Source organism: Syntrophaceae bacterium (assembly GCA_013177795.1).
GTDB lineage: Bacteria > Desulfobacterota > Syntrophia > Syntrophales > UBA2192 > UBA2192.
Map to the genome: position 1 here is coordinate 804,076 of JABLXY010000002.1, position 21,365 is coordinate 825,440.

Consider the following 21,365-nt stretch of genomic DNA (forward strand, 5'->3'; position numbering starts at 1 on the left):
GGCTGAAAATGGAGGAAAAGCCATGAGCATGAACCTACCGGCTGCAACCAGCACGCTGGATCTGTATATTTCCGAGATCAACCGGTTTCCCGTCCTGACTCCGGAGGAGGAGTTCAAGCTGGCCGTCCGTTACAAGAAGTACAACGACATGGAGGCGGCCGAGAAACTCGTGGTCTCCAACCTCAGGTTCGTCGTCAAGATCGCCCACGAGTACCGCAACTACGGCGTGAAGCTGCTGGACCTGATCCAGGAGGGCAACGTGGGCCTCATGCACGCCGTCAAGAAATTCAACCCCTACAAGGGCTACCGGCTCATCTCCTACGCCGTGTGGTGGATCCGGGCCTACATGCAGAACTTCATCATCAAGACCTGGAGCCTCGTGAAGATCGGGACGACGCAGAACCAGCGCAAGCTCTTCTTCAAGCTCAACCAGGCCAAGAAGAAGCTCCAGAGCCTGGCGTCGAAGAACCCCGAGTTCGGCGAGATCGCCGAGTCGCTCAACGTCAAGGAGGCGGAGATCGAGGAGATGGACGTGCGACTCAACAGCCGAGACCTCTCGCTCGATGCCTTCATCGACGAGGACGGGGAGCTGTCCCACATCAACTGCCTGGCCGACAAGTCTGAGAGCCAGGAGGAAGCCTTCATCCGCCACGAGGAGACGGCCTTGGTGAAGCGCAACATCGCGGGGGCCCTGGCGAAGCTCAACGAGCGCGAGGCCTACATCATCCGCAACCGCGTGATGTCCGACAACCCCGAGACGCTCCAGGAGATCGGCGACAGGTTCAAGATCACCCGCGAGCGGGCCCGCCAGGTCGAGAAGGAGGCCCTGCGCAAGATGCGCCAGGCCATCGGCGGCTGGGAGCCGGAGGCGGCCAGGGCGTAACCAGGGTCCAGGGGAAGGGATTCGGGGCAAAGGAAAAAACGAGAAAGCGGAAAATCAGAAGCCCCCGGCCGATGCGGCCGGGGGCTTTTTTGTGTGTCCTGTCTCCCTCTCCCTGGCCCCGATGCCTCGGGGCCGGGGGTCCGATGACGGGTTCGGGGATTTCGGCGGGGCGGGCCGACGGTGGGGGGCTAGGGCTCCTCGCCGGGGACGAAGGCCGGGTTCTCGAAGCGGGTGAACTTCTCCTGGAAGACGAGCTTCACCGTGCCGACGGGGCCGTTGCGCTGCTTGCCGATGATCACCTCGGCGAAGCCCTTCTCGGGGTTGTCCTCGGACTTGTTGTACACCTCGTCGCGGTAGAGGAAGAGGATCACGTCGGCGTCCTGCTCGATGGCGCCCGACTCGCGCAGGTCGGCCATCTGGGGCCTGCGGCTCGTGCGGTCCTCCACCTTGCGGTTGAGCTGGGAGAGGGCCACGACGGGCACGTTGAGCTCCTTGGCGAGCCCCTTGAGCGAGCGGCTGATCTCCGAGATCTCCTGCTCGCGCGTGTCGGCGTACGCGCTGCCCCGCATGAGCTGCAGGTAGTCCAGAACGATGAGCCCCAGGCCGTGCTCGGCCTTGAGGCGGCGGGCCTTGGCCTTCATCTCGAGCACCGAGATGGACGGCGTGTCGTCGATGAACAGGCGGGCCTCGGAGAGGCGGCCTGCCGCCGTCGTGAGCTTCGGCCAGTCCGACTCGCCCAGGAACCCCTTGCGGATCTTCTGGGAGTCCACGCGGGCCTCCGAGGAGAGCATGCGCATGGCGAGCTGCTCCTTGGCCATCTCCAGCGAGAAGACGGCGACGGGCACGCCTTCCTCGACGGAGCAGTACTGCGCGATGTTCAGGGCGAAGGCCGTCTTGCCCATGCTGGGACGGCCCGCGACGATGATGAGGTCCGAGCGCTGCAGGCCCGAGGTCATCTCGTCGAGCTTTGTGAAGCCCGTGGGCACGCCGGTGATGAGCTCCTTGCGCTCGTAGAGACGCTCGATCGTCCGGAAGCTGTCCTTGATGATGTCCTTCAGGGGGTAGAAGGAGGGCCTGATCTTGTTCTGCGAGATCTCGAAGATGGCGTGCTCGGCCTCGTCGAGCACGCTGTCCACGTCGGCGCCGGCCCCGTAGGTGCGGTTCAGGATCTCCGTGGCCGTCCCGATGAGGCTGCGCAGGACGGACTTCTCCTTGACGATCCGGGCATAGTGGCCGATGTTGGCCGCCGAGGGGACGTTGTCGACGAGCTGCGAGAGGTACACGGCGCCGCCCACGGCGTCGAGCTGCTTCTTGTCGCGGAGGTGGTTGCTCAGCGTGATGAGGTCCACCGGCTGGTTGCGGTCGGAGAGCTCCAGGATGGCCGCGAAGATCTTCCGGTGCGCGTCGCTGTAGAAATCGGAGACCCCCATGATCTCCAGGACCGCATTCAGGGCGGCATTCTCGAGGAGGATGCCCCCGAGGACGGACTGCTCGGCCTCCAGGTTCTGGGGCGGCACTTTGAGGATGGAGGGGTCGGCGGGTTTCATGGAATCAGGCACCCGGCATGAGGCATCGGGCTTTAGGCCCATATATCAAAAGACGTCGATTCCCACTATCGAGTGCGAGGGTCTCTCGATCCGCGATCATGCATGCATTCACGATCCCGTCGCCCAACGCGTGGTGCCTGAGACCTATTCTTCCACCACCTTCACGGTGATGTCGGCGACGATCCCCGGGTAGAGCTTGATCTTGACGGGGTACTCCCCGAGCTGCTTGATCGGCTCGTCCAGTACGATTTGTTTGCGGTCCACCTTCAGCCCCTTCTCCTCCAGGGCCTTTTCGATGTCCTTGGCCGTGACGGAGCCGAAGAGCTTTTCCTGGTCCGCCGTCTTGCGGGCGATGCTGACCTCGACGCCGGCGAAGCTCGCCAGCAGGGCCTCGGCGTTCTTCTTCTCCTTTTCGGCCCGCTTGGCGATGAGTTTCCTCTCGTGCTCGATCGCCTTGACGGAGATGCTCGTGGCCTCCATGGCGAGGCCCTTCGGGATCAGGTAGTTCCGGGCGTACCCGTCGGCGACCTTTATCGTGTCCCCGCGCTTTCCGAGGGTTTCGACGTCTTCCTTCAGAATGACCTTCATTTTCGCCTCCTTTGATGATGACCGTATTGCCGGTCTCGGACGAGCGGATTTCTTTCGCCCGATGACGGCGAAGAGCGGAAGAACAGAAGTGAGGAAGAGCGGAGCCCAAAGAAAGCAGGTGTTCGGCGCCGCTCTTCTGATCTTCCTGACTTCCTGATTTCCTGTGCTTCAAGGCCCCGCTCATTCAGGCATCGGGCGGCAGTCCAAGGGCACTGATTGAGCTCGGACCGCCGGTCACGCCGTCGTGTCGCTCGCGGGGCGGTTCATCTTCCTGAAGTCGACCCAGAGGTCGAACAGGCCCAGGGCCGACACGAACACCAGCAGGTACTGGTACAAGACGATCAGGGCGTAGAACAGGGCCCGAAGGTACCTCGGGATGTTCTTCTGCCTGAAAAAGAACTGCACGATGGCCAGCCCTTGGAGCAGGTACAGGAACAGCACCACGATCAGCACGTTGAGCCCGGCGATCTGCAGGGTCTCCTCCGGGACGATCATGGCGATCCCCGACGCGATCACGAACCACACGGCCCAGTCGGGCATCTTCCACCGGGTGAGGTCGCCGAAGTCCGGAAACGAGGGGTCCCGGTCCTGGCAGAGAAACCGCAGCCCGAGCACGTTGAGCCAGATGAAGAACGTCACCCCCGTGACGAGCAGGGCAATGCCGTGGTTCAGGATCCAGGCGGCGACCTCCGGCGCGCTCTCGCGCAGCACGTCGATCTGATCCTGCGGAAGCCCGATCTCCTCGTACAGCGCGATGCTGTACCGGATGCTCTCGCCGACGTAGCCGCGGAGGATCTCGGGGACGCTCCGCTCGAGCGCCAGGCTGTAGCCGACCAGCGTGCCGGCGATCAGCGCAAGGAACGCGGCGACCGACAGGCCCACCGTCGTCTCGATCCTGTGCTGCCTCCTCACGACCTCGGGGATCAGGATCCCCGCCGAGCCCAGCACCGCGAAGAAGGGGACGCTCTCCGCAAAGCCTCCGATCCTGAAGACGGCCAGCAGAAGGCCGATCGACAGGGCATACATGGCGATCCCGGGGACACGCCCCATCCGCCAGGAGAAAAAGGCGATGGGCAGCGGCGCGAGCAGGCTGAAGACGAAACCGACAACGGGGCTGACGGCCACGATCATGAACAGGGACGTGGCGATCGCCGTGCCCAGGATGAATTCCTTGACGTTGAAGGGTCTGCCTGCCTCCAAGGGGGTACCGTCCTCATGCGGCCGCGAGCCGGCGGGGCCGCCGGCCCGCCGGCTGCAGGCGGATCGTGCTGCCGCTCAGCTCTCCGTGACCATGAAGGGGAGCAGCGCGATGTTTCGGGCGCGCTTGATCTCGACCGTCAGGGCCCTCTGGTGCAGCGCGCAGTTTCCGGTGATGCGCCGGGGGATGATCTTCCCTCGCTCCGTCACGAAGTAACGGAGGGTGTCCACGTCCTTGTAGGACATCTTGATGCTGGAGTCGGTGCAGAACCGGCAGACCTTCCTGCGGTGATAGACCCTCCGGTCGCCGCGCGGCCTCCCGGGGCCTCTCGAGTCTCTGCCGCCCGGACCGCCCGTCTTGGGGGGCCGGCTTCCCGTCGTGCTCTCTGCAGGTGTTTTCATGGCGTCATCCCTCCGTCGTGACTTCCGGCGCCGCCGCGGCCGCCGCGCTCGGCGGCGTGATGGCCGCCGGGGCCTCCGCCTCGGCCTTCTGCCCGGCCAGTTCCTTTTCGATTTCCTCGGCCGTGATGCTGTCGGCGATCTTCACGGTCATGTACTTCAGGACCTTGTCGTCGAATTTCAGGATCCGTTCGAGCTCCGCGACGATCTCGCGTTTCCCGGCGAAGTCGATGAGGATGTAGAACCCGCGGCTCTGCTTCCGGATGAGGTAGGCGAGCTTGCGCTTTCCCCAGCGCTCGACCTTCAGGACCGTCCCCTTCATGTCGGTGATGATCTTGCTGTACCGGTCGATGATGGCGGTGATGTCGTCGCTCGTGAGCTCGGACTGGACGATGAACAGGGTTTCGTAACGCTTCAAGACGTGACCTCCTTTCGGCTCTGTAGCCCGTACACGGGGTCCGGGCAAGGAGTGCCTGATATGAAATTTTGAAGCTGCTCTTTTACAACAGACGGAACGGGAAATCAAGCCCTTTCTTGAGGTTGCCGCCGGGGGCACGGCGAACGAGGGGGCCCGTGCCGCCGGCAGCCCAAAATGAGGCTTGACAGGACACCGGCCTTTCCCTATCAAGGGGGGACGGAAAGGTTCGGCCCCGCAGCGGGCGGGGCGGGCCGTTCCCGCATCCTCGGAAGAGAGGCCTGCAACGGGAGGATCGCTCATGATCAGAACGGGTTGGCTTGCGGTCGGCTGTGCGGCGCTCGCCCTGTTTGTCTCCGGGTGCATGGTGACGGAGAGCACGTACCTGAAAAAAGTCGAGGAGGCCGGCAGCCTGGAGAAATCGCTCGCCGCGTGCGAGCAGAAGGCCGGCGAGCAGGCTGCCCGGATCGCCGCCCTGGAAAAGCAGCAGGCCGAGCTTGCCGCCCAGCTGGAGGAGCAGAAGAAGAAGGTCGTCGAAGTCCAGGCGGTCAAGGAGGAGACGAGCAAGGCCTACTCGGCCATGATCGAGAAGATGAAGGCGGAGATCGCCGAGGGGCAGGTCACGATCACGGAGCTGCAGGGGCGGCTCACCGTGAACATGGTCGACGCCATCCTGTTCGATTCGGGCAAGGCCGACATCAAGCCCGAGGGCAGGCAGGTGCTGCAGAAGGTGGCCGAGGTCATCAACCAGGTGGAGGACAAGGCCATCCGCGTCGAGGGCCACACGGACAACGTCAAGATCAGCCCGGCGCTGGCCCGTGCCTTCCCCTCGAACTGGGAGCTCTCGGCGGCCCGCGCCGTCAACGTGGCCCGCTATCTCCAGCGGCTCGGCGTCGACCCCGCCCTGCTGTCCGCGGTTGCGTACGGCGAATTCCGCCCCGTCTCGGAGAACGACACCCCGGAAGGGCGGGCAAGGAACCGCCGGATCGAGATCGTGCTGGTTCCCCGGGACTGACGGGGCCCCGCGGATCGAAAAACGAGAAGGAGGATCGTGTCATGAAGAACCTGCTCGACGGGATCGAGGAAGTGCTGTTGATGGGGCCGGGGCCCTCCTGCGTGCCCCCCGCGGTCTACGAGGCCATCGGCAAAAAGACGCTGGGGCATCTCGACCCGTACTTCCTGCAGATCATGGACGGGCTCAAGGAGCACCTGCGGGCGCTGCTGAACACGAACAACAATTTGACCGTCCCGATCTCCGGCACGGGCTCGGCGGGCATGGAGGCCTGCTTCGTCAACCTCGTCGAGCCGGGCGACCCGGTGCTCGTCCTCATCAACGGCGTCTTCGGCGTGCGGATGCGCGAGGTGGCGAGCCGCCTCGGGGCCGATGTCGACGCCCTGGAGTTCACCTGGGGCACGCCGGTCGTCGTCGACGACGTGGCGAAGAAGCTGAAGGAGAAGGCCTACCGGGTCGTGGCCGTCGTCCACGCCGAGACCTCGACGGGCGTGCGCAACCCCGTGGCCGAGATCGGCGCCCTGCTGAAGGGCTCGGACACGATCTACCTCGTGGACGCGGTGACGAGCCTGGGCGGCATCGAGGTCCGCATGGACGATTGGGGCGTCGACGCCCTCTACAGCGGCACCCAGAAGTGCCTGTCCTGCCCTCCGGGGCTCGCGCCGCTGTCGTTCTCCGAGAAGGCCATGGCGAAGCTGGGCGCGCGCAGGACGAAGGTGCCCAACTGGTACCTGGACATCTCGCTGATCGCCAACTACTGGGGCCAGAACCGCGTCTACCACCACACCGCCCCCGTCAACATGACCTATGCCCTCTACCAGGCGCTGCTTCTCATCCTCGAGGAGGGGCCGGCGAAGGTCTTCAAGCGGCACCTGGACAACCACCTGCTGCTCGTCAAGGGGCTCGAGGGGATGGGCCTCAAGATGGTCGTCGAGACACCCTGGCGGCTTCCCATGCTCAACACGGTCTACTGCCCCGAGGGGATCGACGAGCTGGCCGCGAGGCGGCGGCTGCGGAGCGAGTTCAAGATCGAGATCGGCGGGGGGCTCGGGCCCCTGGCCGGCAAGATCTGGCGCATCGGCCTCATGGGCCACACGGCGAGAAAGGAAAACGTCGAGCGCTTCCTCGACGCCCTCCGGAAGGTCATTGCATGAGAACCCCCCGTGGAAAAGGGGGACAGCATGATTCGCTCAAACAACGAAGCGGGCGGAAATCTCTCCGCCCGCTTCGCATTTGTTCCTATCTTCTTGATAGCAACAAAAACACGTTACCTACTGATACGCCCTTAGGGGCACTATCGGTTTTTCATTGAGCCGGTAGTGGAACAGCACCGTCAGGACGTTTTCGATCCCGCGGTCGCTCCAGCGGGCCCCGCATCGGCCCTGCGGTTGAGTTCCCTCATCTCCCGCTCCAGGGGAGCGGTGGTCGTGAAGGCAAAGCCCTTGTCGGCCTGCCAGCTGAAGGCGTGCGGCTGAGCGTTTTGGAGGTGCTCGGCCGACTGACGGAAGCCGTCGCGCTGCAGCTCTTTGATAAAGGCATCCAAGCCCTCGGGGGCTCGGGGCCCCCGGCGCCACAGCAACCGCTTGAGGCGCTTCTGGTAGTGCCGGCGCTGCTCGACCTGCATGCCGTCGAGCCAGAGGTAGTGATTGAGCTGGTGCACCAGATGCCAGCGGCAGCGCTGGACCGCAGAGGCACAGGCCTCGAGGTTCAGGCCCCCATCATGCACGAGCCGCTCGATGGGCAACCCCAGCAGTCGCCGGCGAAGCCCCTCGGCATCACCCACGTGCACGTGCACCAGCCGCTTGACGATGGTCGGGCGTCCGGCCACCGCGGGACCCGGGATGGCGCTGACGGCCAGATAAACGGCCGAGCCCCGCGGGTTCTTCCCCGCCTTGACCCGGGTGCCGTCGACCAGCACGGTCTTGCCGGCCACCTCGTCGCTCGGGGCGAGCGTCGCGGCCCGGGCGGCGATCTGGCGCCGCAGCCCCTCCGGGGAAGGCGCATCGGCCAGCAGCGCGCGCAGGGCCCAGGAGGCCCGCCCGAAGGGCATCTGGATCCCCAGCCCGATGGCCTTCTCGACCAGCTCGTCGAGGAAGCGCCGCCCGAAGGGAAGCCCCAGCACGGCATTGACCGGCCGAAACGTCCGGCCGCAGGCCTTGCAGCGCATCTGCAGGACCGCCAGTGACAGGCGCCCCCGCGACGTCCGCAGCACCCGGCTCCGCCAACCCTTGCGGATCAGCGCCGTGCCGTCGCAGCGCGGACAGCGCAGCCGGCCCCGATGGGCCGACAGCCACTGCAGCTGGATGTCCCGAAGCCGCTGCCCGTAACTCCGGGGAAAGGCCTGATCGTACAGGGCGGCCAAATGAACAAACAACCGGTTGACAACGTCCCCGGGGCAGGCAACAATCCATTCCGGGAGGGGTAACTCTCCTGGGAGCATCTTGATACCTCCTTTCGAGTTTTGGCGAATTCTCCAAAGGCGTATCAGATGCTCTCTGCTTTTTCAAAGAACAGGTAACGCGTATTTTACGCTATCATCTTCTTATCTTCTCAACTTCCGAACTTCCTTCTTTAATCCGGGCACGCCCCGCCCTTGGCGATCCACTCGCGCATCTTCGCCGAGAACTCCTTGTGGCTCATCTTCGGCACGGAGCGGCCCTCGCCGGGGTCCCAGCCCCAGAGCACGAGGGGGTCCTTGTCGATGTGCCCGATGACCTGGTCGCCCGTCAGGCCGCCGTTTTGCTTCGGGTCCTTCAGCTGGCGGCACAGCTCGCCGGGCGTGCGGCCCTGGAAGATCATGGGCATGTTCTCCGGCGGCATGTGCCAGTTGGGCACCCCGGGGGGGCCGCCGGGCTGGTTTTTCTCCCTGTGACAGAGCGTGCAGTTCATGGCCCCGACCCCTTTGCCCTCGGGGCCGCGCTTGACGTTGAACATGTGCGGCTGCCCGTCGTCGCGGATCAGCGGCGCGTCCCCCGCCGGGTGGCAGTTGACGCAGCGGGGGTGGAACAGGACGGCCGAGGCCTCCAGGAAGGCCTTTCGGGCCCCCGCGTCGTCCTGCGCAGCGCCGGGCCGGGCGATCTGCCCCGCCGCGCAGCTCAAGAGCGCGACAGCCGCGGCCGCGCAGAGCAACAGAACGTTCCGCACGGCCCTATGGGTCTTTTTCATGGCGCCACCTCCGTTCGTCGTCATGCGGAAACCTTAGCAGAAAGGTGCCGGTCGTGACAAAAGAAAAAAGCGCGCCCGTCGCCCGGTCCGGGACGCCGGCACTCAGCCCTTTCTCTCCGGCCGCCCGCTCAGCTGGAGCCCGATGATCGAGACGATCACGAGGGCGGCGCCGAGGACCTGCCAGTGCTCCATCGACTCCCCGAGCAGGAGCCAGGCGATGAGGCCCGCCGTGATCGGCTCGAGGGTCGCCGTGATGCTGGCCCGGGCGGCGCCGATCCGGTTGATACCCTCGTTGTAGCAGATGAAGGCCAGCACCGTGCCGAGAAGCCCGACGACGAGGACGCAGCCCCACTGCGCGGCCCCCGACGGCCTGAGAAACCCGGTCAGCGGCGGGTGGAGGATGTTCCAGGTCACGGCGGCAAACAGCAGCCCGTAGAAGACGACCGTCCAGGGGGGGTAGCGCTGCATGCCGTACTCGCAGCGCACCGTGTACCACGCGAAGCTCACAGCCGAGGCCAGGGCCGAGAGCAGCCCGACCCGGTTGAGGGCCAGCAGGTCCAGGTTGTATCCCCCCACGACGAGCCAGCAGCCGAAAAGCGAGCCGGCCATCGCGGCGAAGACCGCGGGCGGCAGCGTGACGCGCAGAATGGTCAGGGTGTAGAGGGCGACGAAGAGGGGCGCCTGGTACTGGATGAGGATGGCGGCGGCCACCTGGATTCTGCTGATGGCCAGGAGGTAGGTGAACTGCACCGCCGCAAGCCCGATGCCAAGGGTGATGAAATAGGGCCAGTCCCTCCGCTCCACCGCGAGCAGCGGACGGTGTCGAACGGCCAGCCAGGCGAAGATGACGCAGGCGGCCAGCGTCGTCCGCATCTGCACCAGCTCGAAGGCGCTGATGCCGCTCAGAAACAGGTACTTGGCCGCCGTCCCCGAGGCGGCCCAGAACAGGGCCGCCAGGGCGGCAAGCAGGTAGCCGAGGCGCATGGCGCGATGCTCCGCTGCGATGGGATCGCGAAAAAGCCGGACCATCGTACATGAAAAACGAATTCTTGGATACAGCGGACCGGGCCGCCCGGACCGTATCCGCCTCCGCTGCGCCCTGCCCGGGCTTGACAGGGGCCCTCCTTTGCCATACCCTGTGGCCTCGAGACGCCGCGGGGAATCCCGGGCAACGGGCGCGACACAGGGAAGGGAACAAGCACACTGAACGCCAACAACGAATACCGATTCGGCGCGGGGAAGGAGTGGAGGGTCCTCATTGCCGACACGAGGGAGCTGCGCGAGAAGGCCTTCCGGCTCGTCTACGACGTTTACGCCGCCGAGGGCTACGACCTGCGCTACGGGCGGGAGAGCGGCCTGTGGTGCACGGTGCACCACCTGCACCCCGGGACGACGATCTTCCTGGCCGAGAAGAAGGGCAGGCTTGCGGGCTCGGTGGCGGTGATGCCCGACTCCCCGCTGGGGCTCCCCACGGACCGCATCTTCCCCGAGCCCCTGGCGGAGCTGCGCAGAGCCGGCCGGCGGCTGTGCGAAATCGCGTCGCTCGTCGTGACGGAGGAGCCCGGCGTCGGCGTCCCGCCCGAGCTGGCCATGCACCTGTACCGCCTGGCCCACCTCACCGCCGTCCGCGTGCTGGGATGCACCGACATCGTCGCCACCGTCATGGCCCGCCACCGGGACTTCTACGCCCGTTTCCTGCTGTTCGACGAGGTGTCCCCGGAGACGCGCATCAGCCCGAAAACGGGGGAGCCGGTCTTGTATGCCCGGCTCAACCTCGAGACGATGGAGGCCCGGTACAGGGAGCGCTATGCCGGGGCCAAGGGCCGGCGCAACCTCTACCGCTGGTTCTTTCAGAACGCCGACGAGCCGGCCACCGTCGAGTGGCTGCGCTCCGGCAGGCGGCCCATGACGGCGGAGGAGCTGCATTACTTCGGCGTGCAGCGGACGGACACCCTGGCCCGGGCCGGCGACGACGTCGTCGCCTTGCTCGAAGAGGAGTACCGCAAGGCGGGGGTGGATCCCGGCAGGTCCCTCATGGCGGGGCGAGGCGGCTGAGCAGCGGGCTGCATTGCCGCCCATGACCGCGAAGAGCGGAAGACCGGGGGTGAGGGCGGGCGAAAACGGGGAGCGGGGATTGATATCCCGACAGGGGTTGCGGCATCATGTGGAAGGAACTCGTCGACCGGCAGAGGGGGATCGTCAACTTCAGCGATGCGCTCATCGAGGCGATCGGCCGGACGAGGGTCCTCGTGGCGGGCGCCGGGGGCAACGGAGCCGTGCTCGATTTCCTGGTCCGCACGGGATTCCAGCGCTTCGTCATCATCGACTTCGACGTCGTGGAGGCCACCAACCTCAACCGCCTTCCCTTCACGCCGGCGGCCGTCGGGAAGACGAAGGCCGAGGCGTGGAAGGAGTATCTCCAGGCGGTCAACCCCGCCTGCGAGGTCACCATGCACTGCCGCAGGGTGACGAAGAACGACGAGGCCTGGCTGACCGGCGTCATCGCGGGGGTGGACATCGTCGCCCTCGGGATGACCGACATCGAGGCCAATTTCCTGATCCCGCGGGTCTGTCACCGGCTGCGGAAGCGCATGGTCGTGGGTCCCGGCACGTCGAACTGCTGGGCCGTGAGCACCTTCACCCACGAGGGCGACGTCTCGCTGGAGCGCGTGGGCCGCTTCGGGACCGAGGGCATCGACGCGCGGGAGATCGACTACCAGGCCGTCCTGCCTGCCTTCATGCGGATCTACATGTTCCCCGGCCGCACCGAGCGGCTCTACCCCGAAACGCTGCAGAGAGTCCAGCGCGGCGAGATCGCACCGCGCAACTGCAAGATCTTCGTCTCCCTCGTCAACGCCGCCGCCTGCTGGGAGATCGTGAAGAACACCGCCGTGCTCAACGGCCTCCCCCTCGAGAACACGAGGGTCATCGAGTTCCCCCTCGTGCAGGTCTTCGACCCCTTCCGCGGAAGCGCCTACTACTGGGACGCCGAGAAGAACCGCATCGGGATCCCGAACTGGCTCACGGGGAAAATCCGCTGGCACAAGGCGCCGTGACCGCAAACAACCTTCGCCTTTTCCCCGGTATTCTGGTATAAGGGTCCTCGAAGCAGCAAGCCGGAACGGATCGTTCGTTTCCCCAACCCATTCATTCACCCATCGGCAGCGCAACGGAAGGAAGGTGCGGGCATGGCCTTCGCCGCCATGGGGAAGATCCTGAACGTGGACCTCTCGTCGGGGGCGATCCACGAAGAGGCGATCCCCGATGCGATCTACCGGACGTACCTCTCCGGGACCGGGCTTGCCGCCCGGATCCTCTACGACCGGATCCCCGCCGGCGCCGACCCGCTCGGCCCCGACAACATCCTGGGGTTCACCGCGGGGCTGCTCACGGGCACGCCCAGCTACTTCACGGGACGCTGGAGCGTCGTGGGCAAATCCCCCCTCACGGGCACCTGGGGCGACGCCAACTGCGGCGGTAGCCTCGCGCCCGCCATCAAGCGAAACGGCTACGACGGCATCTTCTTCCGCGGCATCAGCGGGAACCCTGTCTACCTTTACGTGAAAAACGGCCGGGCCGAGCTGCGCGACGCCTCGCACCTCTGGGGGAAGGACGCCCCCGACGCCGAGGCGATGCTGACCGGCGAGCACGGCAAGGGGGCCCGCGTCGCCGTGATCGGGCCCGCGGGCGAAAGGCTCTCGCTCATCTCGGGCATCTCCAACGACCGGGGCCGCATGGCCGCACGCTCGGGGCTGGGCGCCGTCATGGGCGCCAAGCGCCTCAAGGCGGTGGTCCTCGACGGCAAGCTGCGCATCCCCGTCCACGACGCCGAGGCCATGAAGCGCCTGAGCCGGTCCTGCAACCGGTGGGTGCAGATGCAGCCGCCCTTCCTCTCCGGGAGGGCCATGGCGTACCTCGGCGCCTTCATGCGGGTTCTCCCCACACAGATGGCCCTCGACGGCATGCTCTACAAGATCTTCCTTCGCAAGTGGGGCACGACCAGCATGAACCAGATGTCCGTCGAGATCGGCGACGCCCCCGTCATGAACTGGAAGGGCTCGAGCGCCGACTGGGGCATGGGCAAGTCCGCCTCGGTCAACCCCGACAACATCAAGGCCCTGGAGAAGGCGAAGTACCACTGCTACGCCTGCCCGCTGGGCTGCGGCGGGATCTGCGTGCCGAAGCCGGGTGCGCCGGAGGTCCACAAGCCGGAGTACGAGTCGGTCCTCTCGCTGGGCGGCCAGTGCATGAATGCCGATCTCGACAGCATCTTCCACATGAACGAGCTGCTGAACCGGGCCGGCATGGACACGATCTCCGCAGGGGGCACGATCTCCTTCGCCATGGAGTGCTGGGAGCAGGGCGTCCTCACGAAAGCCGACACGGACGGCCTCGAGCTGACCTGGGGCAACGCGGCGGCCATGGTCGCGCTCGTCGAGAAGATGATCCGCCGCGAGGGCATCGGCGATGTCCTTGCCGACGGGGTCCGCAGGGCGGCCGAACGCATCGGCAAGGGGGCCGGGCAGTACGCCGTGCACGCGGGCGGCCAGGAGCTTCCCCAGCACGACGGGCGCAACGACCCCGGCTTTGCCGTCCACTACTCCGTCGAGCCCACGCCGGGCCGCCACACCCTCGGGGCCCAGATGTACTACGAGATGTTCCAGCTCTGGAAGCGGGTTCGCCATCTGCCGCGGCCGCCGCTCCTGTACTTCAAGGGCCGCAAGTACGTCGCCGACGAGGAGAAGGCCGTCACGGCCGCGGCCTGCAGCCGGTACATGGCCCTGGCCAACGCCTCCGGGCTCTGCCTGTTCGGGCTCTTCCTGGGCGCGTCGCGGATCCCCGTCTTCGAGTGGCTCAACGCCGCCACGGGCTGGAACCGCACGCCCAATGACTACCTCGCCGCGGGCGAGCGCATCCACACCCTCAGGCAGGCCTTCAACGTCAAGCACGGCATCGACCCGCGGGCCAACCGCCTCTGCGACCGCGCGGCGGGCATCCCCGCGCAGACACGGGGGGCCAACAGGGGCCGGACCGTGGCCATCGCGAAGATGATGAGCGACTACTGGCGGCAATTCGGCTGGGACCCGGAGACGGGCGTGCCGCCTCCTATGGAGAGAGAAGCGGGGAAGTCAGGAAGTTGAGAATCTAGGGAGACTGGGAAGCGAAAACGGCTGCACCCCCATAAGCTGCTCCCTCTCCCCCGGCGGGAGAGGGCAGGGGTGAGGGGGAATGCCGGCCGGGGTATGCACGATCGGTGTCCGGGGGAACCAGCATGGCTCATGCGATCACTAACATTTGCAACGGCTGCGGTGCCTGCCTGAAAATGTGCCCCACCGGCGCCATCCGGGGAGAGAAGAAGGCGCTCCACGTCATCGACCCGTCGCTGTGCATCGACTGCGGCACCTGCGGGCGCATCTGCCCCGTCGAGGCCGTCCGGGACGCCTCGGGCGCGGTCTGCGCGAAGAGGAAATACGCCGAGTGGCTCCAGCCCTCCTTCGATCTGCGGGTCTGCACGCCCTGCCGGATCTGTGTGGACACCTGCCCCGTCAACTGCCTCGACCTCGGGGAGCCCTCCGCCGGGCCCGAGCCCCGCGTCTGGCCTTTTCTCAAGGAGCCGAAGCGCTGCATCGGCTGCAGCCTCTGCGCGGCGGATTGCCCCGTCGGCGCCATCACCATGGCCCCGCGCGGACCCCGGGCCGCGGAGACGGCCCCGTGAGTCCCCCGCGGCAGGCCGCGGGAGCTCTCCTGTGCCCCGTGTGCGGCAGGCCCATCGCCGACGGCCCCAGCGCCGACCGCCATCACTGGCTGCCCCGGTCCCGGGGAGGCCGGGACTCCGAGGCCATCCACGTCGTCTGCCACCGCAAGATCCACAGCGTCTTCACACCGAAGGAACTGGCGGCGGAGTACGGCACGCCAGAGGCCGTTCGCGCCCACCCCGAGATCGCCAAGTTCATCCGGTGGGTCCGCCGCAAGCCCCCCGACTTCATCGACAGTCACGCAAGGCCGAAAAAATAGGGCAGTCGGAATCCATCCGCTGCCCCTTCCTGCCGGGGTGTGCGTTGCCGGTTTCTGCGGCGTGCCGCCGATCGTTACGGGCAGACCTGCCGGGAGAGTTTGTCGTGCAGGGTGCCGGGGACGAGATCCCTCCACGGGGACCCGCCCGCAGGGCTGCCGGCGACGCGCCTGCCCTCTGCGTCGTAGATCGTCATGGAGAGGCTCCGCGCCTTGGCCGCCCTGCAGTTGAATTCGCTCACCGTGACGACGTGGTGCAGGCTCTGTCCCCTGTACTCGCCCGTCCCGGCGAGGAACTTCTCCGCCGCCCGTCTCCCCTCCTCGCCGTAGACGGTCTTCTCGTGGACGCTCGTCGTCGCGTTCGTTCTCTTCACGCTCTGCCTGTCGTAGTAGTGGGTACCCTTGGCCGTCGTGGCGAAGTAGACCCACTCCGCCCCCGCAGCAGGGCCCGCGGGCCCGGCGAGCAGCATCAGGGCAGTCATCGCAACGGCGGTCCATGCGCGTCTATCCTTCATGAGTTCCTCCTTCCCTGGAGGCGGTGTCGTCATCCGGATTCTGTCATTCCGCACAAGCGAAACGCGATGCGGAATCCCGCATTCTCAAGGCCTTCTGGATGCCCGCTCCCCGCTTCCGCGAGGACAGGCGTCGCGGGCATGACGAAATTTCGCTCCATTCCCCGATTGCCGCACAGCCTCCTGTGTGAGGGGAATGCGCGCTGAGCGGCCTTGCGCGCCGTGCTCAACCCTGCAATCCATGCGGCTGCAAGACCTTGGGGGACGACGCCTTTTCCTGGGGGCTTGCGGTTCTTGCCTTGTCCCGCGGCTTCGACAATCGCACGGCGATCTTGACGGCAGCAGCGGGCAAGAGGACAACCGATGTCGCCACGATGGCCGCCAGGCAGATCATCCCGGTAAAGAATTTTTTCATCCTCTGTCCTCCCCTGTCCGCAAACGGGTAATCCGGCGGGCCTGCATATCAACCGTCCGGGGATCCCGGAGCCGCGAAGGAGAAACAAAACCCCGCTCTCTTTCGAGTGACGGGGTTTTCCGCGCTTCTCTCATGGCACCCTCCGGTCCTGGCGCTGACCGTTGGATCGTTAACCTTATGCCGCTGTGAGCCACTGGGTAAACCATACCCGATTGTCCGAAAAACATCAAACCCCTGTTCGAAAAAGGCCGCAACTTTCACTTTGCACTCGGCGGCGGGTTCGTATATGTTGAGTCTGCCGACCGGCATTCCTTCCGTGCCGAGCCCCCTTCGACCCACGGACCGCAAACGGTATGCCCCGCAAAAGGAGGGTCCATGACTCTTCGAAAGCTCGTCATCCCCCTGCTGTGCGTTCTGCTCGTCTTTTCCTTCATCTCTGCGGTTGCCGATGTCGCGAGGGACGGCGCCACCGACCTCGCCGTGGCCCGGGATCGAACACGCGCTGTTGACGATCGCCTCGACGCACTCCGCACCGTGGGCCGATCCGGAGACGAAAGACATGCGGATCCCATGCTTCGCATGCTCCGGGATGCGGGCGAGGACCGAAGGGTAAGGGCCGGGGCGGTCGTGGCTCTGACGGAGATGAACCGTGCGAGGCCGGACATCCTCGAAGCCTATGAAGAGGTGTTCCGGGACCGCAAGACCGATGAGAACCTCCGCTACGCCATCCTCCTTTCCCTGGGCACGCTGAAAGCGGCGGAATCGCAGATGCTCATCGCGGAGGCCCTCTCCGGCGGAGACGACAGGATCCGTTTCAAGGCCGCCCAGGCCCTGGGCATGATCGGCAGCGAGGAGGCCGTCCATCTCCTGGTTTCCCGCCTTGACGTCGAGCAGGACCGGATGGTCCGCGCTCAGATCGTCCGTGCCGTCGGCCGCAGCGCCGGCGCCTCTGCGGAGGGTGTTCTGGCACGGGTGCTCAGGACCGACCCGCAGCCGCTGGTGCGCTACAACGCAGCCCTTTCCCTGGCCGCGCTGCCGTCCCTGGGCGAGGAGGGTATGCAGGCGCTCAGGGCCGCACTCCATGATTCCTCGCCCATGGTGAGAAGGATTGCGCAGGAGGCGGCCCGATGAAAAAGACCGGCATCATCCTGATTCTCGCGTTTTTCGTCTTCGCCGCTTCCGAGGCCCCGGCCCTTCAGCGGGGCGCCATCCTCTACCACACGAGCAAGGGCGACACCATCTACGGGCGGGACGCTGCGCTCGAGCTTCCCTGCTCGGCCATCCAGATGGCCCACCGGGAGATGAAATCGGGCCACGTCGGTCTCTACATCGGCGACGAACGCATCATCCACGCCGTCACGCCGACGGTGGAAGAGACGGCCTCGGTCAATTTCATCCCGCAGCGGGACCTCGACGAGGGCTGCCGCTATCTCGGGGCGAAAGTGCCCGTCAATTTCGATGCGTGGACCGAGGAGGAGGTGGATCAGCTGATTCTCCTCGCCCGGGAGCAGGTGGGAAAGCCCTACGATATCCAGTTCCGCCATCAGAAAGGGCCGGACACGTTCACCTGCGTCGGCCTCGTGGAGTACGTCTACGAGCAGCTTGGCTATAACATCACCGCGAACGAGTACTATCCGGGCTTCGACGGGGGACGGACCTACACCCAGACCTACAACTGTGAGTCCTCGCTCTGGATGGACTGGCCGGGGGTGAACACCTTTGCCGAGCGCGCGGAGTTCTCGAGCTTCGAGCACCCGCTGGCGGATTCGCTCAATGTCGGCATGATTCACGAGGGTGGCCGATACATGTTTTTCCCGTACACCCAGTACATCCAGGAGACCACCGTTGCCGTGGCAACCGACGTCCCCGTCTCCGGCGGCGGGGTATCCGGCGATGGCGGGGGAGGCTGTTTCATCGCGACCGCCGCGTACGGCTCGCCCCTGCACCCCCATCTGGGGCTCCTGCGGGAGTTCCGCGAGCGCTACCTCAGGACCAGCTCGGCCGGCCGCCTCTTCCTTGCCTTCTACGAGAGATATTCGCCTTCCCTTGCCGCCTTCATCGACTGTCATGAGATGCTGAGGGGGTTGACCCGTATCGCCCTTCTTCCGGTCCTCGGTCTGTGCGTCGTTTTGCTGAAGACGGGGCCCATGCCCCTGTTTGCCTTTTTCGCAGCCCTGGGTACTCTGGTCGCTTGTCGGGTCAGGCGAGGAAAAGCGCCGCAGAGGGAGTAAGTCACCCCGGGGTCCAGGGCTGGAAATCGGATGGGAAAGAAGGAAAGGGGTCAGCCGTCAATCGGCCGGCCCCTTCGTTCGTGCCAGTCCATCCGCGGTCTCGGGTACGCCCCGCATCCTCAGGAGTGATACCACTGCTCGATCCCGTCGAAGATCGCGGAGATCCTCCGGGCATGCTCCATGAAGTCGTCGTAATGCTCGGGCAGCGGAGCCCGCGTATCGATGAGGATGCCGAAGTTTCCGTGCTGCAGGGCGTGCCACTTCCCTTGCTCCTTGAGATTCTTGCAGTACTCCTCGATCTCGGCGGACCGGATCAGGGCTACGAAGAACCCCTTGCGCAGAACAGTGGCCGCCAGCTCGTGCTTGCCGCAACGGTCCAGGGTCACCAGGACGGAATTCACCGTTTTCTTTACGTGCAGATCGACGTTCGTGCTCATGATCCTGACGCGGGGCGTGCCGTTCTATCGTCCGGTTGGATGATGGATTCTGCCCCGCCTGCCTTATATTCGCAATCCCGGGGGGGTCTGTCAAGGTCGGCCGCCCGGCCCCTTGCACCCGCCCGGCGCAGGGCCGGTGGGTCCGTTTCTTGCCGACGAAAAAGGGGCCGGCCGAAAATCGGCTGACCCCTTGATTGCATGGCGGGCGATCTGGGGCTCGAACCCAGGACCTTTGGTTCCGGAGACCAACGCTCGATCCGGATTTGCATTTCAAGCAGTCGTCACTGCTTCTTGTTTTTTTCTGCCTTTGCCCACAGCTTTCGCAGGTCCCTCCGTCCATGGACAATCGTGACGATGACGATCCGGGTCTTTTCCACCCGGTAGATAAGACGGTATTCCCTGACGATCAGCTCGCGAATGGCTGTCTGGCGGGTTTCGGGGACGATCCGGCCCCTTTGGTAGAACCTGTCAAGCGAGTTTCCGGCATCCAGGAGTTCGCGGATGACAGCCGCTGCGTATGAGGCAGAGTCCCGGGCGATGTAGTCGGCAATGGCTTCCAGATCGGAGACGGCATCGTGCGTCCAGACTATCGACCGAGCCATTTCTTCATCCTTTTTTCAGCAGCCTCGGTCGAGATGACCTTCCCCTCGTCGGCCTGTTTCAGCCCCCGCTCGATTTTCTGAAGAACATAGATGTGATACTGGATATCCTCCATCGAGCAGTCCTCGGGCAGGTGCCTGAGAAGCTTGTTGACCTCCTTTTTGGCGGTTTGCATGGGATTCCCCCTCGGGTGAGCGTTTAAGCACTTATATCGGCTATGCCGACCCCTGTCAATCCGGGTAGAAAAGCAAAAGGGCTTCCGTTTCTGCCAGAAGCCCTCTTCGCATTCATGGCGGGCGATCTGGGGCTCGAACCCAGGACCTTTGGTTCCGGAGACCAACGCTCTATCCTGCTGAGCTAACCGCCCGTTGTGTGCCGGCAAATGGAAACCGGGTCGGACCGGTGAAATCTCTCCCAGGCCGCACCCGGAGGACACTCTTTAGCACGTCCGGTGAAATATGTGAATACCCTGACGAAAAAATTTTTCAACCCCCTGTTTTGTCCCATTGCGGCGGTTTATCCCTGCCCGGGTCCAAAACGGGCCGTTCCGTATCGGCATACCGGAATCAACCGGCTGAAATGAAAAGAAAATTTTACGGCGATGCCCGAACGGCACGGCCGGGTTTGCTTCGTGCCCGGCGTCCGCATGCGGCGGCAAGGCTGCAACACCCTGAAAGGAATGCAGAAAATGGATGGTGCGGCGTTGTTTGGCCCGCGGCACGCGAGGTGCTCACGAGGGGTGCAAAGAAAACGCGGCACGCCGCCGCCAGGGAGCGAAACGATGAGAAAACCCCTCCGCAAGGAAGATTGCAGGCTGCAGCTGCTCCAGGTCGTCCGGGAGCTTCCCGAGATCAGGCACGAGAAGGTGGAGGAGGTGAGAGCCCGGATTGGGCAGGGCCTCTGCAGCGTCGATGCCGACGTGCTTGCCGAGCGGATGCTGGGCGAGGCCCTCGCGGACGCCCTCCAGAGGTCCCGCAAGCCCCGCCACTGAATCCTGCCCGACGGCTCACAGGGCCAGCTCGCGGACGATCTTCCGCGCCGCGCGGCTCTGGTTCATCGTGCAGATGTGCAGGCCGCAGACCTCGTTGCGGATCAGGTCCCAGGCCTGCTGCTGGGCGTACTCGATGCCGTACTTCTCCACCTCCCCGGGCTTGTCCTTGAGCCAGCAGAGCCTGTCGCCCAGCGCCGGCGGGATCTTCGCCCCGCAGAGCTCCGTGATGCGCAGGATCTGCTTGTAGTTGAGGATGGGGAAGATGCCGGGGATGATGGGCACCCGGATCTTCATCGCCATCGCCCGGTCCCGGAAGCGGTAGAAGTCGTCGTTGCGGAAGAAGAGCTGCGTGATGATGAAGTCGGCCCCGGCGTCCACCTTGCGCTTGAGGTTCTTCAGGTCGTCGTCGAAGCTCGGCGCCTCGGGGTGACCCTCGGGGTATCCCGCCACGCCGACGGAAAAGCCGTTGTGCGCCCGGATGAACTCGACGAGTTCGTTGGCGAACCCGAAGCCCCCCGCGGGACGGACGAACTTCTCCTCGCCCCGGGGCGGGTCGCCGCGCAGGGCGAGGATGTTCTCGATGCCGTTCGCCTTCATGTCCTCGAGGATGCGGGCGATGTCGTCCCGCGTCGAGGCGACGCAGGTGAGGTGGGCGAGAGCCTCGCTGCCGATCTCCTTCTTCACGCGGGCGGCGATCTCGATCGTCTTGTCCCGCGTCCCGCCGCCGGCGCCGTAGGTCACGGAGATGAAGTCGGGGTTGAGCTCCTTGAGCTCGGCGATCGTCGTGAAGAGACTCTCCAGGTTCCCCTCCCGCGCCGGCGGGAAGACCTCGAAGGAGAGCGTTCTCTTTTTCTGCTTGAACAGGTCGCGGATCAGCATCGGGTCTGCCTGTGAAAATTGCCTGTGAAAATGGCACTTCGGGCCGGATCTGTCAATAGATTTTCTGTCATGCCGGTGTTGT

General features: G+C 65.3%; 25 protein-coding genes and 1 tRNA gene. 11 read left to right on the top strand and 15 right to left on the bottom strand.

Going from position 1 to position 21,365, the window contains the following annotated elements; all coding sequences use genetic code 11:
- Nucleotides 1-22 precede the first annotated feature (22 nt).
- Nucleotides 23-883 carry an RNA polymerase sigma factor RpoH gene (gene rpoH / locus HPY67_08775; GenBank protein NPV04811.1) on the top strand — a complete coding sequence of 287 codons (861 nt, stop codon included), beginning with the start codon at nucleotides 23-25 and terminating at the stop codon, nucleotides 881-883.
- Nucleotides 884-1,071: 188 nt separating this feature from the next.
- Here the strand turns inward: rpoH and dnaB are convergent, their stop codons facing one another.
- The 5 genes from dnaB to rpsF form a co-directional block, all read right to left on the bottom strand.
- Nucleotides 1,072-2,430: a replicative DNA helicase gene (gene dnaB, locus HPY67_08780; GenBank protein ID NPV04812.1), complete on the bottom strand. Its 1,359-nt coding sequence runs from the start codon at nucleotides 2,428-2,430 to the stop codon at nucleotides 1,072-1,074.
- A gap of 144 nt (nucleotides 2,431-2,574) precedes the next feature.
- A complete protein-coding gene (locus tag HPY67_08785; GenBank protein ID NPV04813.1) occupies nucleotides 2,575-3,018 on the bottom strand; it encodes a 50S ribosomal protein L9 in 444 nt (147 codons plus the stop codon).
- Nucleotides 3,019-3,252: 234 nt separating this feature from the next.
- Nucleotides 3,253-4,218: a YybS family protein gene (locus HPY67_08790; GenBank protein NPV04814.1), complete on the bottom strand. Its 966-nt coding sequence runs from the start codon at nucleotides 4,216-4,218 to the stop codon at nucleotides 3,253-3,255.
- Nucleotides 4,219-4,293: 75 nt separating this feature from the next.
- Complete coding sequence (locus HPY67_08795; GenBank protein ID NPV04815.1) at nucleotides 4,294-4,617, bottom strand: 30S ribosomal protein S18; 324 nt, start codon at nucleotides 4,615-4,617, stop codon at nucleotides 4,294-4,296.
- Nucleotides 4,618-4,621: 4 nt separating this feature from the next.
- Nucleotides 4,622-5,032 (bottom strand): 30S ribosomal protein S6, encoded by a 411-nt coding sequence (gene rpsF, locus HPY67_08800; GenBank protein NPV04816.1) that lies wholly within the window; start codon nucleotides 5,030-5,032, stop codon nucleotides 4,622-4,624.
- Between the two features lie 298 nt (nucleotides 5,033-5,330).
- Here rpsF and HPY67_08805 point away from each other — a divergent pair, with 298 nt between their 5' ends.
- A complete protein-coding gene (locus HPY67_08805) occupies nucleotides 5,331-6,044 on the top strand; it encodes a flagellar motor protein MotB (GenBank protein NPV04817.1) in 714 nt (237 codons plus the stop codon).
- Nucleotides 6,045-6,085: 41 nt separating this feature from the next.
- Nucleotides 6,086-7,195, top strand: coding sequence for an alanine--glyoxylate aminotransferase family protein (locus HPY67_08810; protein ID NPV04818.1), 1,110 nt, complete (start codon nucleotides 6,086-6,088; stop codon nucleotides 7,193-7,195).
- A gap of 179 nt (nucleotides 7,196-7,374) precedes the next feature.
- On the opposite strand, the gene HPY67_08815 is transcribed toward HPY67_08810, so the two are convergent.
- From HPY67_08815 to HPY67_08825, 3 genes are all read right to left on the bottom strand, one after another.
- A complete protein-coding gene (locus HPY67_08815) occupies nucleotides 7,375-8,403 on the bottom strand; it encodes a hypothetical protein (GenBank protein NPV04819.1) in 1,029 nt (342 codons plus the stop codon).
- 209 nt (nucleotides 8,404-8,612) lie between these two features.
- Complete coding sequence (locus tag HPY67_08820; GenBank protein ID NPV04820.1) at nucleotides 8,613-9,206, bottom strand: hypothetical protein; 594 nt, start codon at nucleotides 9,204-9,206, stop codon at nucleotides 8,613-8,615.
- Nucleotides 9,207-9,308: 102 nt separating this feature from the next.
- Entirely contained in the window at nucleotides 9,309-10,190 is an 882-nt protein-coding gene (locus HPY67_08825) for an EamA family transporter (protein NPV04821.1), read from the bottom strand.
- Nucleotides 10,191-10,574: 384 nt separating this feature from the next.
- Between HPY67_08825 and HPY67_08830 the strand changes: the two genes are divergently transcribed.
- From HPY67_08830 to HPY67_08850, 5 genes are all read left to right on the top strand, one after another.
- Nucleotides 10,575-11,261: a hypothetical protein gene (locus HPY67_08830; GenBank protein NPV04822.1), complete on the top strand. Its 687-nt coding sequence runs from the start codon at nucleotides 10,575-10,577 to the stop codon at nucleotides 11,259-11,261.
- Nucleotides 11,262-11,368: 107 nt separating this feature from the next.
- Nucleotides 11,369-12,262 (top strand): ThiF family adenylyltransferase, encoded by an 894-nt coding sequence (locus HPY67_08835; GenBank protein ID NPV04823.1) that lies wholly within the window; start codon nucleotides 11,369-11,371, stop codon nucleotides 12,260-12,262.
- A 132-nt stretch (nucleotides 12,263-12,394) separates the two neighbouring features.
- Nucleotides 12,395-14,347: an aldehyde ferredoxin oxidoreductase family protein gene (locus HPY67_08840; GenBank protein ID NPV04824.1), complete on the top strand. Its 1,953-nt coding sequence runs from the start codon at nucleotides 12,395-12,397 to the stop codon at nucleotides 14,345-14,347.
- A gap of 131 nt (nucleotides 14,348-14,478) precedes the next feature.
- Nucleotides 14,479-14,922 (top strand): 4Fe-4S binding protein, encoded by a 444-nt coding sequence (locus tag HPY67_08845; GenBank protein NPV04825.1) that lies wholly within the window; start codon nucleotides 14,479-14,481, stop codon nucleotides 14,920-14,922.
- A complete protein-coding gene (locus HPY67_08850) occupies nucleotides 14,919-15,221 on the top strand; it encodes an HNH endonuclease (GenBank protein NPV04826.1) in 303 nt (100 codons plus the stop codon). The genes HPY67_08845 and HPY67_08850 overlap by 4 nt, the downstream gene beginning before the upstream one ends.
- A gap of 74 nt (nucleotides 15,222-15,295) precedes the next feature.
- Here HPY67_08850 and HPY67_08855 read toward each other — a convergent pair whose 3' ends face one another.
- Both HPY67_08855 and HPY67_08860 read right to left on the bottom strand, forming a co-directional pair.
- Nucleotides 15,296-15,733, bottom strand: a complete 438-nt coding sequence (locus HPY67_08855; GenBank protein NPV04827.1) for a hypothetical protein — start codon at nucleotides 15,731-15,733, stop codon at nucleotides 15,296-15,298.
- Between the two features lie 223 nt (nucleotides 15,734-15,956).
- The gene (locus HPY67_08860; GenBank protein NPV04828.1) at nucleotides 15,957-16,145 is read right to left on the bottom strand and encodes a hypothetical protein; all 189 of its coding nucleotides are present in this window, start codon (nucleotides 16,143-16,145) and stop codon (nucleotides 15,957-15,959) included.
- A 375-nt stretch (nucleotides 16,146-16,520) separates the two neighbouring features.
- Between HPY67_08860 and HPY67_08865 the strand changes: the two genes are divergently transcribed.
- Together HPY67_08865 and HPY67_08870 are read left to right on the top strand one after the other, a co-directional pair.
- Nucleotides 16,521-17,276 carry a HEAT repeat domain-containing protein gene (locus tag HPY67_08865; protein NPV04829.1) on the top strand — a complete coding sequence of 252 codons (756 nt, stop codon included), beginning with the start codon at nucleotides 16,521-16,523 and terminating at the stop codon, nucleotides 17,274-17,276.
- Nucleotides 17,273-18,376 carry a hypothetical protein gene (locus HPY67_08870; protein NPV04830.1) on the top strand — a complete coding sequence of 368 codons (1,104 nt, stop codon included), beginning with the start codon at nucleotides 17,273-17,275 and terminating at the stop codon, nucleotides 18,374-18,376. The genes HPY67_08865 and HPY67_08870 overlap by 4 nt, the downstream gene beginning before the upstream one ends.
- Nucleotides 18,377-18,495: 119 nt before the next feature.
- Here the strand turns inward: HPY67_08870 and HPY67_08875 are convergent, their stop codons facing one another.
- The 4 genes from HPY67_08875 to HPY67_08890 all read right to left on the bottom strand — a co-directional run bounded on the left by HPY67_08875 (nucleotide 18,496) and on the right by HPY67_08890 (nucleotide 19,780).
- Entirely contained in the window at nucleotides 18,496-18,813 is a 318-nt protein-coding gene (locus HPY67_08875; GenBank protein ID NPV04831.1) for a hypothetical protein, read from the bottom strand.
- 281 nt (nucleotides 18,814-19,094) lie between these two features.
- Nucleotides 19,095-19,415 carry a type II toxin-antitoxin system RelE/ParE family toxin gene (locus HPY67_08880; GenBank protein ID NPV04832.1) on the bottom strand — a complete coding sequence of 107 codons (321 nt, stop codon included), beginning with the start codon at nucleotides 19,413-19,415 and terminating at the stop codon, nucleotides 19,095-19,097.
- Nucleotides 19,400-19,588: a hypothetical protein gene (locus HPY67_08885; protein ID NPV04833.1), complete on the bottom strand. Its 189-nt coding sequence runs from the start codon at nucleotides 19,586-19,588 to the stop codon at nucleotides 19,400-19,402. Before HPY67_08885 ends, HPY67_08880 begins: the two co-directional genes overlap by 16 nt.
- A 115-nt stretch (nucleotides 19,589-19,703) precedes the next feature.
- Nucleotides 19,704-19,780: transfer RNA gene (locus tag HPY67_08890), tRNA-Arg, on the bottom strand.
- A 414-nt stretch (nucleotides 19,781-20,194) separates the two neighbouring features.
- Between HPY67_08890 and HPY67_08895 the strand changes: the two genes are divergently transcribed.
- Nucleotides 20,195-20,404, top strand: a complete 210-nt coding sequence (locus tag HPY67_08895) for a flagellar biosynthesis anti-sigma factor FlgM (GenBank protein NPV04834.1) — start codon at nucleotides 20,195-20,197, stop codon at nucleotides 20,402-20,404.
- A gap of 15 nt (nucleotides 20,405-20,419) precedes the next feature.
- Here the strand turns inward: HPY67_08895 and metF are convergent, their stop codons facing one another.
- Nucleotides 20,420-21,283 (bottom strand): methylenetetrahydrofolate reductase [NAD(P)H], encoded by an 864-nt coding sequence (gene metF, locus HPY67_08900; GenBank protein ID NPV04835.1) that lies wholly within the window; start codon nucleotides 21,281-21,283, stop codon nucleotides 20,420-20,422.
- Nucleotides 21,284-21,365: the final 82 nt, after the last annotated feature.